This is a genomic window from Serratia sp. P2ACOL2 (assembly GCF_003691565.1).
GTDB classification, from domain to species: domain Bacteria; phylum Pseudomonadota; class Gammaproteobacteria; order Enterobacterales; family Enterobacteriaceae; genus Serratia; species Serratia liquefaciens.
Map to the genome: position 1 here is coordinate 3,839,063 of NZ_CP033162.1, position 15,453 is coordinate 3,854,515.

Genomic DNA, 15,453 nt, shown 5'->3' on the forward strand with positions numbered 1-15,453 from the left:
AAACAGTTCTTCTATTCATTATCGTGCTATAAAACCAGCAGTTTTAATTATATAAATGATAAGTATTACTATTTAAATTCTAAGGAATGCTTTATGAAGAAGAACCTGTTCTTCGGCTTCGCACTGTTTGGCATGTTAGCCATGGGTGCAGCCCATGCCACAGAGGCCGGTTGGCCGCGTAAAATCGAAACTTCACACGGCGTAGTCACCCTGCAGCAGCCCCCTACCCGCATCGTTTCCACCAGCGTAACCGTCACCGGCACCCTGCTGGCGATTGATGCGCCAGTGATCGCCAGCGGCGCCACCACGCCCGGCAGCCGTCTGGCGGACTCACAAGGTTTCTTCCACCAATGGAGCGCTATCGCAACGCAGCGCGGCGTAAAGCGCCTGTACATTGGCGAACCCAACGCAGAAGCCATTGCCGGTGAAGCGCCCGACCTGATCATCATCTCCGCTACCGGCGCCGACTCCGCCGTACGCCTGTACGATCAGCTGTCCGCCATTGCCCCGGTGCTGGTGGTCAATTACGACGACAAAAGCTGGCAGGCGCTGGCGATAGAGCTGGGCCAGGCCACCGGGCACGAAGCCAAGGCGCAAAAAATCGTTGATGATTTCGATAGCCGGGAAAAGTCACTCAAACAACGTATGACGCTGCCGGAACAACCGACCTCCGCTCTGGTCTTCAGCGCCGACGGCAAGTCAGCCAACCTGTGGACCGCCGAATCTTCCCAGGGGCAAATGCTCAAGCAGCTGGGTTTCACCCTGGCGGTTCCGTCTGACAAGCTGAACAACAGCCGCAGCATGGGTATGCGTAAGGACATCATTCAGCTCGCCGGGGAAAACCTGGCGGAAGGACTGAACGGCCAGACGCTGATGCTGTTTGCCAACAACGAAAGCGATGCGCAGCGGCTGATGGCCAATCCTTTTCTCGCTCACCTGCCGGCGGTGCAGCATAAGCGGGTTTATGCGCTGGGCAATGACACCTTCCGACTGGACTACTACAGCGCCAGCAACCTGCTGACGCTGTTGGAAAAACAGTTTATTTCTCAGTAGATCCCGCGGCGGGCTGGAGATCGCTTTCCTGCCCGCCAAGGCTCACCTGACGCAGACCTTTCATCGCGAACGCCAGCACTACACCCAGTACCGCCACGCCAAAACCGAAGCTGGTTGAAGTCATGGCCGGCAACATAAACGCCCCCATCGCCCCCAGCAGCAGGGCACCCAATGCGTCCCCCACCACGTTTTGCGCCGTCCACAGGCCATTAATGCGCCCCAGGAAAGCATCCGGCGTCAGGTTCTGAATCAGCCCGTACTGCAGTAATGAGTTCAGTGCGCTCAGGTAGCCAAACACCACCAGGAAGAACAGTGCCAGACCGTACCAGGGCATCAGGCCGAACAGGCCGATAGCGACAAACGCGCCAATCGCCGTCATCAGCATCATCCAGCCCGGCCGCGCCACGTGCGCCACCCGGCCACTGGTAAAGGCGCCAATTGCCGCGCCCAGCGGCACGGCGGAATACATAAAGCCCAGCTGCGCCGCACTGACCTGCCACATGCCGGACATCGCCGGGTACAGCACTCGCACCGCGCTGGCCATGGTCAGCAACGCGCCGATCAGCGCCACCATGCCAATCACCCGGTTACGAAACAGGAAGCCAAAACCCCCGGCCAGTGCGCGCAACGGATGCTCGCGTGGCTGAGGTGGCGGCAACAGCTGCGGCAGCTGCAATAAAGGGATCAACGTCAGCAAGGTGCCGAAGGCCGCCAAAGCGTAGTTCCAGGTCACGCCGGCGTTGGCAATCACCAACCCGCCGATCGCCGGGGAAAGAATGGAGCCAAAACGCACCGTCAGCATGCTGATGGCACCGGCCTGAACGATATTTTCACGCCCAACCAGCGCAGGTGTCGCCGCCAGCAACGCCGTCACGCCTACCGCCCCGAAGAACCCGTCCCAAACCGCCAGCAGATAAATCAGCGTTAATGACGGCGCAGGTAAAGCGGCATTTAAACAAAGACCGATAAACCCAATACCGCAGGTGGAACGGGCAAAGAGGATCAGACGGCGGCGCTCGTAGCGGTCAGCCAGTACGCCCCCCATCAGCAAACCGGCAAACATGCCGCTGCCGGCCAGCGTCACGGACAACCCGACCAGCAGCGTCGACCCGGTCAGGGCCTGGATCTGCACCGGGATGGCAATGGCCATCAGCCCGAGCGCCAGAATGGAAATAAAACGCGCGCAGAACACAGCGCGAAAGGCGCTATTGGTCTTAAGCAGGCCAAAATCAAGCAAAATAGAGGGCTTACTCATTAGCTTTCTCACCACAACTAAAGAAAAGGGGCAGCGTCTGTGCTGCAATAGCGAAGGGACTCATGGTACCATAGATGAAAACAATCAATAATGATAATAAATATCATTCATATTCAATCAAATAATGGATTGTTATGTTACGGATTACACGCAATTGCACACCGTCCATTCCGCTGTCCAGGGACCGTCTTGCGGGTGGCACTCCCCGCTCATTTCGTCGCAAGCTGCTTGGCTTGCTGATTGCCGTTTGCGCCCTGTTGGTCGTCATGCTGCTCAGCCTGTCGCTCGGTGCCAAATCTATCCCCTTCGACACGGTTATCCAGGCGCTCAACGGCCAATGTAGCGGCGCCGACTGCACCATCATTACCAACGCCAGGCTGCCGCGCACGCTGATCGGCGTGCTGGCGGGTATCGCCCTTGGCCTGTCCGGCGTGCTGATGCAAACCCTCACCCGCAATCCGCTGGCCGACCCCGGCATTCTCGGCGTTAACGCCGGCGCGGGGTTTGCCGTGGTATTGGGCATCACTTTCTTTGGTGCCGCTCACGTCGGCGAATATCTGTGGTTCGCCTTTGCCGGCGCAATGTTTGCCGCCCTGCTGGTGGCGCTGATCGGCGCATTGGGTGGCAGCAGCCTGAACCCGGTTCGCCTGACGCTGGCCGGCGTCGCGCTGGCGGCGGTGCTGGAAGGCATGACATCCGGCATTTCCCTGTTGAACCCGCTGGTCTTCGATCAGCTGCGTTTTTGGCAGGCCGGTTCGCTGGATATTCAAAATATGCAGGTGGTGCGCACCGTTGCCCTGCCGATCCTGCTGGGCACAGCAATCACGCTGTGGATGAGCAAATCGCTGAACAGCCTGAGTATGGGCAATGAGTTAGCCACCGCGCTGGGCACCGGCATCGTCCGCACCCAGTTGCTGGGGTTGCTGGCGATCACATTGCTGTGCGGTGGCGCCACCGCCGCCGTTGGTCCGATAGCCTTTGTCGGACTGATGATGCCGCACATTGCCCGGCGACTGGCCGGCTCCGAGTTGCACTGGATGCTGCCGTGGACCTTGGTATTGACCCCTATCCTGCTGCTGAGCGCCGATCTGATCGGCCGCTTCCTGGTCGCCGGTGAACTGCGCGTTTCCATCGTCACCGCGCTTATTGGCGCACCGCTGCTGATCATGCTGGTGCGTCAACGCCATATGTTCAGGAGGCAGCGCTAATGTCGATGTCCGCAGCCCGTCTGATGGCCAACCACAAAATGCGCGCCTTGTCGCGCCCGGCGCTAACCGCACTGCTGCTATTGCTTGCCGCTCTGGCACTGGCGATTTATGCCCTGGGTTCCGGCGCTTTGTCGCTCAGCGCTCTGCAGGTGATCGACGCCTTACGCGGTGAAGGCCCAGCCAACCTGGCGGTGATCGTTACCCAGTGGCGTTTGCCTCGCGTGATAATGGCGCTGTTGTTGGGTGCCGCGCTCGGTATCAGCGGCGCCATCTTCCAATCGCTGCTGCGTAACCCGCTCGGCAGCCCGGACGTCATCGGTTTTAATACCGGCGCTTACAGCGGCGTACTGGTGGCGATAGTGCTGTTTAACGGCGGCATTCTCGGCATCACCTCCGGGGCACTGGCCGGTGGCTTGCTAACCGCCGCGCTGATTTATCTGCTGGCATGGCGCAACGGCGTCGAGTCATTCCGTTTGATTATCGTCGGTATTGCCGTTCGCGCCCTGCTGGTGGCTGGCAATACCTGGCTGATCATCAGCGCTTCGCTGGAGTCCGCCATGACCGCCGGACTGTGGAGCGCCGGTTCGCTCAACGGCGTGACCTGGGCGAAAAGTTTGCCGGTGCTGGCGGTGATTGCGCTGTGCTGCCTGCTGCTGTTGATGCTGGCCCGCCGCATGCGGCTGCTGGAGATGGGCGATGACACCGCCTGCGCACTCGGTGTGCCGGTGGAGCGCTCACGCGTGCTGCTGTTATTGGTCGGCGTTACCCTGACTGCCGCCGCCACCGCCGTCGCCGGGCCGATCTCCTTTATTGCGCTGGTGGCCCCCCAGATTGCGCGACGCCTGTGCGCCAACCGCAGCGTCCTTTTGCTGACAGCCCTGACGGGGGCCCTGTTGCTGCTGCTCGCCGATGTCGCGGCGCAACGCCTGTTTATGCCTTATCAGTTGCCGGTCGGGGTATTGACCGTCAGCCTGGGCGGCATTTATCTGATTTGGCTATTAATCCGTGAGTCACGAAAAAAATGAATGCTGAACTCTTACAGCCCGCGCCGTTACGCGCCGAAAACCTGACGCTCGGCTATGACAAAAAAATCGTCGCGCGCGACCTTTCCGTTTCTATTCCGCACGGTGAACTGACGGTCATTATCGGGCCGAATGCCTGCGGTAAATCGACCTTGCTGCGCACTCTTAGCCGCCTGATGCAGCCGCAGGCCGGTGCCATCTGGCTCAACGGCAAACACATTAGCGACTATGCCACCAAAGAGGTGGCTCGCCAGTTGGGGCTGTTGCCACAAAGCTCGACCGCACCGGGTGACATTACCGTGTTTGATCTGGTGGCACGCGGTCGCTATCCGCATCAGCGCCTGTTCAGCCGCTGGCGTGAAGAAGACCAGCAGGCGGTCGAACAGGCCATGCGCTCCACCGGCGTGTTTGAACTGGCTGAACAGCCGGTTGATACGCTTTCCGGCGGACAACGTCAGCGGGTCTGGATTGCCATGGTATTGGCGCAGCAAACGCCGTTGCTGCTGTTGGATGAGCCGACCACCTGGCTGGATATCAGCCATCAGATCGACTTGCTGGAACTGATGCGCCAGTTAAACCGTGAAAATGGCCATACGCTGGTGGTGGTGCTGCACGATCTCAACCATGCCTGCCGTTACGCCACGCATCTGATTGCCATGCGCGACGGTAAAGTGGTCGCCGAGGGTGCACCGAAGGATATTGTGACGCCGGAATTGATCGAAAAGGTCTACGGTCTGCGCTGCATGATCATTGACGATCCCGTCTCGCACACGCCGTTGGTGGTACCGCTGGGTAAGTAATCGAGATTGTAGGGGCCCAGCATGCTGGGCCCGCGTTAATCGGGACGAATATATTCGTCCCCTACCATCACTGGGTATTATAAAGCGCGAAGTATGCGGTTCAACAACGGTCCTAATACCTTGAACGACGTTGGTGAAACGATATCCACGTGCGCACAATCCAGTTCATGAACCTGTAGCGCGTCCACATATTGCGACCAGGTCTGTTGAACATCCATCCCTTCCTGCAACGTCTGGCGCGCGACAAACAGCGTCGCTTGTCCTTTGAAGTTCGCCGTATGGGTGGCTGAAAGCAGACGAACCGAATCGGCATAGTTGGCTTCGATATTATCGAACATGGCTACGCGGGTTTCGCCTAATGCCGGATCCAGCGCATCTTCAGACACCGCCAGGAACTGCTGACGTTCGCGCTGAACTTCTTTCAACACGTTGTCATCCAACATCACGTCCCAGTTTTGCGTTTCCGGCGGATAGGTATCCAGCAGCCCAAGGAAAGCCACTTCTTCGCCCCTTGCCTGTAAGCGCGCGGCAATACCTTGTGCCAGAGTGCCCCCCAGCGAGTAACCGATAAAGTGATACGGGCCGTGCGGTTGCACTTGCAACACCGTCTCCAGATGCGCGTCGCATACCTGGTCCATATTTTCGCTCAGCGCCAACGGGCCATCCGGCCGTGGTGACTGAATGCCCACCAGCGACCAGTGCTGATCGATATAGCGCGGCAATACGCTGAACTGCCATGAGAAGCCGGACGCCGGATGCAAGCAGAACAGCGTTGGTCCTTCGGTGGTGCGCAGTGGCAGAACGCGGTCAAAACCGGTTTTGTCAGCTTCTTCCTGGGTGCGTTCCTCGGCCAACAGCTGCGCCAGTTGTTCCACGCGGGAAGCCACCATCACCTGCCCTACCGATACCGCTTTGCCCAGCTCACGCCGCAGCTCCGCCGCCAAACGCATCGCCAACAGCGAGTGCCCGCCGAGGGCAAAGAAGTCATCGTCGGCAAACACGGTTTCGCGTTGCAGCAGGCGGGCGAACACCGCAGCGATCGCAGTCTCCAGCCCCGCTTGCGGCTCACGCCCTGCCGCGCGGGCTGCGCCCTGCGGTTGCGGCAACGCTTTACGATCCAGCTTGCCATTGGCGCTCAGCGGCAGAGTATCCATCTCGACCAGCGCCACCGGCACCATATGCGGCGGCAGGCGATCGGCCAACGCTGCGCGGAGCGCGTCCAGATCAAGGCGCACGCCGGGCTGCGCCACCAGATAGCCCACCAGTTGACGGGCATCGCCGCCGCCAGGATCGGTTGGCGTATTTTCCAGCACCAGCGCGTGAGTCACCGCCTGTTTAATCCCCGGCAGCGACAGCAAAGCATGATCGATTTCACTCAATTCAATGCGTTGCCCACGTATTTTTAACTGATCGTCACTGCGGCCAAGGTATTCCACCTCGCCTCCCGGCAGCCAACGGGCGACGTCACCCGTGCGATACATCCGCCCGCCATCGCCGTCAGGATCGGCTACAAAGCGGCTGGCGGTCAGTTCCGGTCGCCCCAGATAGCCGTGCGCCAGTTGCACACCGGTAAGATACAAATCACCGGCGACGCCCGGCGGCACTGGCCGCAGGCGCGTATCGAGGATGCGTAAACCGGTGTTCCAAACCGGTAAACCAATCGGCACATTGGCGCCAGTGACGGCAGCCAAGGCTTCGCCCCAGGCCGGATGCCAGCTGACGTCCACCGCCGCTTCGGTCGGCCCGTACAGGTTATGCAACGGCACCGCAGTGCGGCTTTGCCACAGGCGGCACAGTTCCGCTGGCAAGGCTTCACCACTGCAAAATACCTGGCGTAACGGCGCACAACACGCCACCGCCTGCGGGCTATCCAACGCGCTGACGAAGGCCGCCAGCATCGAAGGGACAAAGTGCATGGTGGTGACACGATGTTGATCAATCAGCTGGAGCAACTGTTCCGGATCGCGATGCGCTTCAGGCGGGGCCATCACTAACTGGGCCCCCACTATCAGCGGCCAGAAGAATTCCCATACCGAAACGTCAAAACTGCAAGGCGTTTTCTGCAGCACCACATCGCCTGCCGCCATAGGATACTGATGTTGCATCCACAGCAACCGGTTGACGATCGCCTGATGCCCCACCAACACGCCTTTCGGTCGCCCGGTCGAGCCGGAGGTAAAGATAATGTAGGCCGGGTGATGCGGCGTCGGTCCATTCAGCGTGACATTGGCTGCGCTGTCTATCGGCAACGGCGCGTCATACAGCAAGATCTCACCCTTGCCGGCAAAACGTGCCTGCTGGGTCGGTTCGGTGATAATCAGGCGCGGCGCAGCGTCCTCCAGCATCATGCCAAGACGCTCGTCAGGATAACCGGTATCCAGCGGCAAATAGGCCGCCCCGGCTTCGACGATGGCCATTAACGCCAGAGACAAAAAGACCGAGCGCGGTAAGGCAACGGCGACGATATCACCCGGTTGTACGCCCTGCTCCGTCAACTGACGCGCCAGCGCGACAACCTGTTCACGAGTTTCGCGATAGGTAAATTGGTACTGCGCATCGGCCAGCGCCGGGGCGTCAGGGGTTTTCTGCGCCTGCTCCGCCAGCAGCCCGCTGAGGGTTTGCGCCTTCACCGGATGTGCCGTGTCATTAACCCGGGCCAACAGTTGGCGGTCTTGCTCGGTGAGCAAATCGGCATCGCCAATCGGCATCTGGGGCTGTGCGGCAAACTGACACAACAACAGAGGCAGGCGTTGCAGATGCGCCGCCAGCTCATCACGCTGATAACGTTCGGCATTAGCCAACAGATCGACCTTCAGCGTACCGGCCTCGTCGAGGTACAACGCGATCTCCAGATCACGGACCGGCCCGGAAGCCAGCTCATGGGTGATGCCTTCGATACCGCCGAAGTCCAACTGGAAATCGAACATCTTAAAGTTGAATACCGTGCCGTACAGCGGTTGGGTATCGCCAATTCGCCCCAGATCGCGCTGCACCTGCTCCGCCTCGTAGCGCTGATGGCGGCGAACGGTTTTTAACTCACGACCAATATTACCGGCGACCTCGCTCAGCGTAGCCTGAGGGTCGAGATGCATTTCGATCGGCAAGACGTTAATCACCGGTCCGTTGGCACAGAGCGCGGCCGAACCGGTACGGCGCATAAAGATAAAACCGGCGCTGAAGCTGGCATGTCCGCTCAGGCGTGAAACCCACAACGCAACCAGCGCCAGTGCCATATCTGCCACGCTGAACTGCTGCTGACCGGCGTTCACCAACTGCGTGAAATCTTGTCGATCGCACAGCTGTGACAAGCGGTGAATACGGGTGGTTGGCGTCTGCCCGGCCAACGGTTGCGGGCAAAGGGTGGCAGGCGTCGGCAATTGCTGCGCCTTGTTCAACCAGAAGGCAGCGTCGCGCTGAGAGGTGGATGATTGCGCATAACGCTGATATTCCTCGACCACTTCGCTGAATGCGCTGAAGGGCGTCGGATCCGGCCGTTCATTGTGCAACGTCCGGGTATAAATATGGGCGATTCTGCGGGCAATGGCGGTAAAACTGAAGCCATCTACCAGAATATGATGATAACGCTGATACCAAAACCAGCGCTGTTCCGACAGGCGGATCAGCATATGACGATATAACGCATTGCCGCTACCGATGCGCAAATCACCGGACATATCCAACTGCATGAGGGCACGCGCCGCTGCAGCGGCATCGGGAGATTCGCTGAGATCGATGTATTCTACCGGCAGGATCGCCAGCTCGGGGTCATGCCACTGCATCGGCACCCCGTCACGCTCTTCAAAGCGGAACTGCAGGGTATCTACTTCCGACAGCCCCTGCTCAATCGCACGCAACAGGCACGCCTGATCCAACGGGCCATTCAGCTCAATATAGTGGGAAACCGCATAGGCGTTGGCATGCGGTGAAATCTGATCGGCAACCCAGATCCCGGGTTGCGCGGCGACCAACGGCAGTTCAGTGGCGAACGGCCATTCGGTCGGTAATAAATTCAGGTCTGACAAGGTACTGACTCCTGTTATCGGTATTGGCGCCATCACGCCTTACGCAGCGAGGCGGGCCGCATATCCTGCCAATGCTGTTCCAGCCAAATCACGCACAGCGGACGCGCCGCCGGGCCAAACACCGGCGTCCACCCCGCCGGCACTGCGCTAAAGTCTGGCCACAGGCTGTATTGCAATTCATCATTCTGCACAATCAGGCAGCTTTGTTGCTCGTCATCGAACGGGTTCAGAGTTTCCATCGCGGACTCCTTGGGCAGTGAAGGTTAGCGTGATCGAGGGGACAGAAGATTGGTCCGCCCACAGTGCCTGCAGACCGTCTATCAGGCCGCCACGCCAGCACAAATGATCGTGTCCCCCGGCTACCACCCGGTATTGCACCCGGTGACCGGCATCACGCAGCAAGTCCGCCATCCGATCGTTGACCCGGCGCGCCACTTTTTCATGCACGCCGGCTTCCATAAACACCTTCAGCTTGCCTTTGCCAACGCCCTGCTCAACCTGATGCAGTAACCAACCGGCATCGGCCGGGATTTCCGCAAGCTGATACATGTCGCGACGTGGCCACCAGAAAGAGCTGGACTGGCAAATCACCCCGCCGAAGCTCTGCGGCCAGTGCAGCCCGGCATACAGCGATGACAAGCCGCCAAAACTTTGGCCGCACACCAGAGTACGGGCAGGATCGCGCTGGTACGGCGCCCATTCGGCGACCTGCGGCAGCAATTCTTCTTGTACCGCCAGCCAGAAATCTGCATTGCAGGCCAGCTCCTGGGAGCGGTGTTTAAGATCGATAATGTCAATCAACAGATAAACCGCTTCCGGCAGCTTGCCCTCGCGGGTCAACTGCATCAACGGATCCCAGACCGGCATGTTGCTCGCCCAGAATTGACCGTCCAGCAATATCGCCAGCGGACGTTGTGTTGGATCGCCTTCGCCGGTGGTGTAAACCCAGACGTTACGGGTATTGCCCAGACGCTCGCTGTGCCAGCTGTGGCGCTGCAGTTTCGCCGGGGGTGCTGGAGTACAACGCCCGCTGGCGACCGCATAGCGATCGAAATCCTGCCAGGCCGGTTGCGGCAGCGCTTCCGGCATATGCAGACCTGACAATACATGGCCGCCGACACCGGCCCAGGAACGATGGGGATTCAGCAGGTCTTGGGTCGCACCGGCAAACACCTGATGCCACCAATGGCGGACCGAATGCATATTAACGTGCGCATCCTCATCACTGGGGGCCAGTGGTCGGTCGTCCATACAGGGGATAAAGCAGTAGCTGCCGCGCCAGTCGGCGCTGAGCTCGGTCTGCCAGTACCAAACGTCGGTCCCTTCCAGCCGTTGCAGGCTCTGCGGCGGCGACGACTGATGATGGTCGGTCAGACAATTGATGTGGATCCAGACGCGTCGATAGGCGGAAGTGAGTTCACATCCCTGGGGGTCACGCCATAAAAAGGTGACCTTCCCGCGTCCATCCCCTTGCAGCTCCACCAGCGGCGTGCCGCGTTTGGCGATATTCAGCCACCATCCATGGCGCCCGGCGTGCTTGCTTGATAATAATCTGCTGCTTTCTGACTCGGATTTTGTTTTCAAACGCCTATTCACTATTTAGCTGGCAGCTTCAGGAAAGCCGGTAATTTCGCGGCGCGAGGCGCTGCCCAAGAAAACGGTAAGTCGAATACTATTGATAATTATTTGCGTTTGCAATAGTGTGTGTAGGCTCGTAAACAGGGCAGGTATTCTTCAACAGGGACGGATGCCGAATTTAAGCGCTGAATCCAATGTCGTGGCCGCTGCGTCTTGGCCGATTGGGTTTCTCTTTCCGAAAACAAAAAACTACAACCGCCCTTCTCATAGCCGGAGAGCTACTGCTTCGGTGCCCGGAGAAAGGCAGCAAGGTAGGAACTCTCAGATGAACAGCAAATTATCACGTTATTCCTTAGCCACACTCATCGGGTTAGGGTTAGGCGCGTCCGCTTTTGCACACGCCGCACAGCAAACCGACACCAGCCCAGAAACAGACAAGGTCGCCAAAAGTAAAAAAGAAGCCGCCGAGGACACTATTGTTGTCACTGCCGCCAAGCAAAACCTGCAGGCACCTGGGGTTTCTACCATTACCGCCGACGAAATCAAAAAGCGCCCACCTGCCCGTGATATCAGCGAGCTGATCCGCACCATGCCCGGCGTTAACCTGACCGGTAACTCCACCAGCGGCCAGCGCGGCAACAACCGCCAGATCGATATCCGCGGCATGGGCCCGGAAAATACCCTGATCCTGATTGACGGCAAACCGGCCAGCAGCCGCAACTCGGTGCGTCAGGGCTGGCGCGGTGAGCGTGATACCCGCGGCGATACCGCCTGGGTCCCGCCAGAAATGATTGAACGTATCGAAGTGCTGCGCGGCCCCGCGGCAGCCCGTTACGGTAACGGCGCCGCCGGCGGCGTGGTCAACATCATCACCAAGAAGAACACCAAAGAGCTGCACGGCTCGCTGAACACCTATTTCGACGTGCCGGAGCACAAGCAGGAAGGCTCCACCAAGCGTACCGACTTCAGCCTGTCCGGCCCGCTGACCGACCAGTTGAGCTTCCGCCTGTTCGGGGGTTACAGCAAAACTCAGGCCGATGCCTGGGACATTAACGAATCGCATAAATCCGAGCGAGTGGGTGCCTACGCCAGCAGCATTCCTTCCGGCCGTGAAGGGGTGGTAGATAAAAATATCGACGCCTTGCTGCACTGGGACTTCGCGCACCTGCAGTCGCTGGAGTTTGAATATTCCTATGGCCGTCAGGGCAACCTGTACGCCGGTGACACTCAGAACACCAACACCAATGCGCTGGTACAGAGCAACTACGGCAAAGAAACCAACCGTATCTATCGCGAGACCTTCGGCCTTAACCACCGCGGTGCCTGGGACAATGGCGTCAGCACCAACAACTACGTTCAGTTCGAGCGCACTCGCAATACCCGCCTGAACGAAGGGTTGGCCGGCGGTACCGAAGGTATCTTCGACGCTAAAAACGAAGGCTTCGGCACCACCAAGCTGGACGATTTCCTGGCGCACAGCGAAGTCAGCGTGCCATTTGAACTGGGCGTGACGCAAACCGCCACCCTGGGTACCGAATGGAACCAGCAACGCATGAAGGACGGTTCATCCACCAGCCAAACGATGATGGGGGGCACCATTCCCGGTCAAGGTAGCGGTACTCGTAGCCCTTACGCATCCGCCCATATCTTCTCGCTGTTTGCCGAAGACAACATGGAGCTGACCGACAGCACCATGCTGACGCCGGGCCTGCGTTACGATCTGCACTCCGAAGCCGGTAACAACTGGAGCCCGTCGCTGAACCTGTCACAGGAACTGGGCGACAACTTCACCCTGAAAATGGGCATCGCCCGCGCCTACAAAGCACCTAACCTGTACCAGACCAACCAGAACTATTTGCTGTACAGCAAAGGTCAGGGGTGTTCGTCCAGCGATGTCAAAAATGGCTGCTACCTGCTGGGTAACGACGACCTGAAGGCAGAAACCAGCGTCAATAAAGAAGTCGGGTTGGAATTCCACAATGAAGGCTGGCTGGCCGGCGTGACTTATTTCCGCAACGATTACCACAATAAAATCGAAGCGGGTAATAGCCGTATCGGCACCAGCAGCACCGGCACAGCCGTGTACCAATGGGAAAACGTGCCGAAAGCGGTAGTCCAGGGCCTGGAAGGCACGTTGAACGTGCCGGTCAGCGAAACCGTCTCCTGGAGCAACAACGCCACCTATATGATCGAGAACAAGAACAAGAGCACCGGCGACTACCTGTCGGTGATCCCCAAGTTCACCATCAACTCGACGCTGAGCTGGCAGGCGACCCAGGATCTGTCGATGCAATCGACCCTGACCTGGTACGGCCGTCAGAAACCGAAGAAGTACAACTACCAGGGTAAACCGGTCAGCGGTACCGAAACCAAGGAAGTCAGCCCTTACGCCGTGGTAGGTGCCAGCGCGACCTATGATGTGACCAAAAACATCAGCCTGACGGCGGGTATCGACAACCTGTTCGACAAACGTCAGTTCCGCGAAGGTAACTCGCAGAACGTGGGTGACCCAACCACCGGTGCCATTAACATTGCCGGTGCAGGTGCCGCCACCTACAACGAACCGGGCCGTACTTACTATATGAGCGTGAATACCCATTTCTAAACGGCCGGCTTAATCAAGACTGCTAACCCCCACTAAGGGGCTAAACCGGTAGGGGTCGAACATGTTCGACCCGATTAAATGCAGTGTTTATGCAACTGGGCGCTGCATGCAGCGCCCCTACCATAAAAAAGCAGAGCCGATTGCCAACGACCTAAGGGGCTGCCATGCAGCCCCTTTTTTATTATTTCTCCAGCGAAACCTGTTTGAAGATGTGTTTGCCGAAGGGATCGATCTCGTAGCCTTTCACCTCTTTGCGCACCGGTTCAAAAATGGTCGAATGGGCAATCATCAACGCCGGCATCTGATCATGCATCATCACCTGTGCCTGTTCATACATTGCCACCCGCTTGGCGTGATCGTTTTCCTCACGCGCTTGCGAAATCAACTTGTCGAACGGCGGATAGCACCACTTGGCTGAGTTCGAACCGCCGTTGGCCGATACGCAGGTAAACAACGGGCCAAAGAAGTTATCCGGATCGCCATTGGCCGTAGTCCAGCCCATCAATGCCGTTTGATGCTCGCCATTTTTTATCCGCTGCAGATATTCGCCCCACTCGAAGGTGACAATTTTGGCCTTCACGCCAATCTTCGCCCAGTCGGACTGGATCATCTCCGCCATGCGCTTGGCATTCGGGTTGTAGGGCCGCTGTACCGGCATCGCCCACAGATCTATCGCAAAGCCCTGCCCCAGCCCTGCCTCTTGCAGTAACTTTTTGGCTTTCTCCGGGGAATACGGGTAATCCTCAATCTTGTCATTGCTGCCCCACTGGGTCGGCGGCAACAGGTTCTTCGCCGGCTGGCCCGCGCCGTGGAACACCGCTTCGAGGATCGCTGGTTTGTTCACCGCCAGCGCCAGCGCCTGCCGCACCTTGACGTTATCCAGCGGTTTTTTCTGGGTATTGAACGCCAGGAAACCGATATTCAGACCGGACTTCTCCATGACCTGGATATTGGGATCCTGACGCATGCGTGTCAGATCCGCCGGGTTAGGAAACGGCATGACCTGGCACTCATTTTTTTGCAGCTTGGCATAACGCACCGCCGCATCCGGGGTAATTGAGAACACCAGACGGTCAACCTTGGGTTTGCCTTCCCAATAGTGGTCGAACGCCTTATAGAGGATCTTCGCATCCTTCTGGTACTGCACCAACTGGAAGGGACCGGTGCCGATCGGGTCGTTGTCCACCCGCTGCGGGGTACCGGCCTTTAGCATCGCATCGGCATATTCGGCGGAGAGAATGGTGGCGAAATACATGCCGAGATCGGCCACGAATGGCGCTTCGGCACGTGAAAGTTCAAAGCGCACGGTGTTATCGTCCACTTTGACAATGTTGTTGATCAACGTGCCGAACTCCATCGACTCAAAGTTGGTGTAAGCGCCGTTGGAAACCTTGTGATAAGGGTTATTGGCGTCTTTTTGCCGCATGAAGGAGAAGATGACGTCGTCGGCGTTGAAATCGCGGGTGGGGGTAAAGTATTTATTGCTCTGGAATTTCACCCCCTTGCGCAGGTGAAAAGTGTAATTTTTGCCGTCTTCGCTCACCTGCCAGCTTTCGGCCAGGCTGGGCTGCAGCTCAACGGTGCCGGTTTTGAAGTCCACCAATCGGTTGTAGATCGTCGCCGAACTGGCGTCCACCGTCGGGCCCGAGGTAAACAGCTGCGGGTTAAACCCTTCCGGTGAGCTTTCGGAACAATAAACCAGCGTACTGGCGCGCGCACCGCCCATCACTGCCAAAGCCAATAATCCCAGCGTCATTGTGAGTGTTTTTGTTTTCATCCTGCCATCCCCGGTATAGAAAATAGACTCGATGGATACCAATAAATCATGAAGTTAGGGATGTAAAGAACAAATTTTAGGCATAAAAAACGGGGAGCGCCGCGTACGGCATTCCCCGTGGTTTTTACGCCTG

Annotated in this window: 10 protein-coding genes; 5 read left to right on the forward strand and 5 right to left on the reverse strand. The window is 58.3% G+C overall.

From position 1 onward, the window contains the following. Positions 1-93: 93 nt before the first annotated feature. Positions 94-1,053, forward strand: coding sequence for a Fe2+-enterobactin ABC transporter substrate-binding protein (gene fepB / locus EBA31_RS18690; protein WP_020827966.1), 960 nt, complete (start codon positions 94-96; stop codon positions 1,051-1,053). Here the strand turns inward: fepB and entS are convergent. Then, positions 1,040-2,308 carry an enterobactin transporter EntS gene (gene entS / locus EBA31_RS18695; protein WP_020827967.1) on the reverse strand — a complete coding sequence of 423 codons (1,269 nt, stop codon included), beginning with the start codon at positions 2,306-2,308 and terminating at the stop codon, positions 1,040-1,042. The two genes, fepB and entS, sit on opposite strands and share 14 nt — an antisense overlap. A 134-nt stretch (positions 2,309-2,442) precedes the next feature. Here entS and fepD point away from each other — a divergent pair, with 134 nt between their 5' ends. From fepD to EBA31_RS18710, 3 genes are read left to right on the forward strand one after another with little or no spacing between them, the layout of a single operon-like run. Beyond that, positions 2,443-3,516 carry a Fe(3+)-siderophore ABC transporter permease gene (fepD, locus tag EBA31_RS18700; RefSeq protein ID WP_122079950.1) on the forward strand — a complete coding sequence of 358 codons (1,074 nt, stop codon included), beginning with the start codon at positions 2,443-2,445 and terminating at the stop codon, positions 3,514-3,516. Next, entirely contained in the window at positions 3,516-4,541 is a 1,026-nt protein-coding gene (gene fepG, locus EBA31_RS18705; protein WP_020827969.1) for an iron-enterobactin ABC transporter permease, read from the forward strand. The genes fepD and fepG overlap by 1 nt, the downstream gene beginning before the upstream one ends. Then, positions 4,538-5,338 carry an ATP-binding cassette domain-containing protein gene (locus EBA31_RS18710; RefSeq protein ID WP_020827970.1) on the forward strand — a complete coding sequence of 267 codons (801 nt, stop codon included), beginning with the start codon at positions 4,538-4,540 and terminating at the stop codon, positions 5,336-5,338. Before fepG ends, EBA31_RS18710 begins: the two co-directional genes overlap by 4 nt. A gap of 77 nt (positions 5,339-5,415) precedes the next feature. Here the strand turns inward: EBA31_RS18710 and EBA31_RS18715 are convergent, their stop codons facing one another. From EBA31_RS18715 to fes, 3 genes are read right to left on the reverse strand one after another with little or no spacing between them, the layout of a single operon-like run. Further along, positions 5,416-9,360 carry an enterobactin synthase subunit F gene (locus EBA31_RS18715; protein WP_122079951.1) on the reverse strand — a complete coding sequence of 1,315 codons (3,945 nt, stop codon included), beginning with the start codon at positions 9,358-9,360 and terminating at the stop codon, positions 5,416-5,418. A 32-nt stretch (positions 9,361-9,392) separates the two neighbouring features. Then, on the reverse strand, positions 9,393-9,599 hold the full coding sequence (locus EBA31_RS18720; RefSeq protein ID WP_020827972.1) for an MbtH family NRPS accessory protein: 207 nt from the start codon (positions 9,597-9,599) through the stop codon (positions 9,393-9,395). Beyond that, positions 9,574-10,944 (reverse strand): enterochelin esterase, encoded by a 1,371-nt coding sequence (gene fes / locus EBA31_RS18725; RefSeq protein ID WP_122079952.1) that lies wholly within the window; start codon positions 10,942-10,944, stop codon positions 9,574-9,576. Before fes ends, EBA31_RS18720 begins: the two co-directional genes overlap by 26 nt. A gap of 319 nt (positions 10,945-11,263) precedes the next feature. On the opposite strand from fes, the gene EBA31_RS18730 reads away from it, so the two are divergent. After that, entirely contained in the window at positions 11,264-13,543 is a 2,280-nt protein-coding gene (locus tag EBA31_RS18730) for a TonB-dependent siderophore receptor (protein ID WP_122079953.1), read from the forward strand. A 181-nt stretch (positions 13,544-13,724) separates the two neighbouring features. On the opposite strand, the gene EBA31_RS18735 is transcribed toward EBA31_RS18730, so the two are convergent. Continuing rightward, positions 13,725-15,320 carry an ABC transporter substrate-binding protein gene (locus EBA31_RS18735; RefSeq protein WP_046372995.1) on the reverse strand — a complete coding sequence of 532 codons (1,596 nt, stop codon included), beginning with the start codon at positions 15,318-15,320 and terminating at the stop codon, positions 13,725-13,727. Positions 15,321-15,453 lie beyond the last annotated feature (133 nt).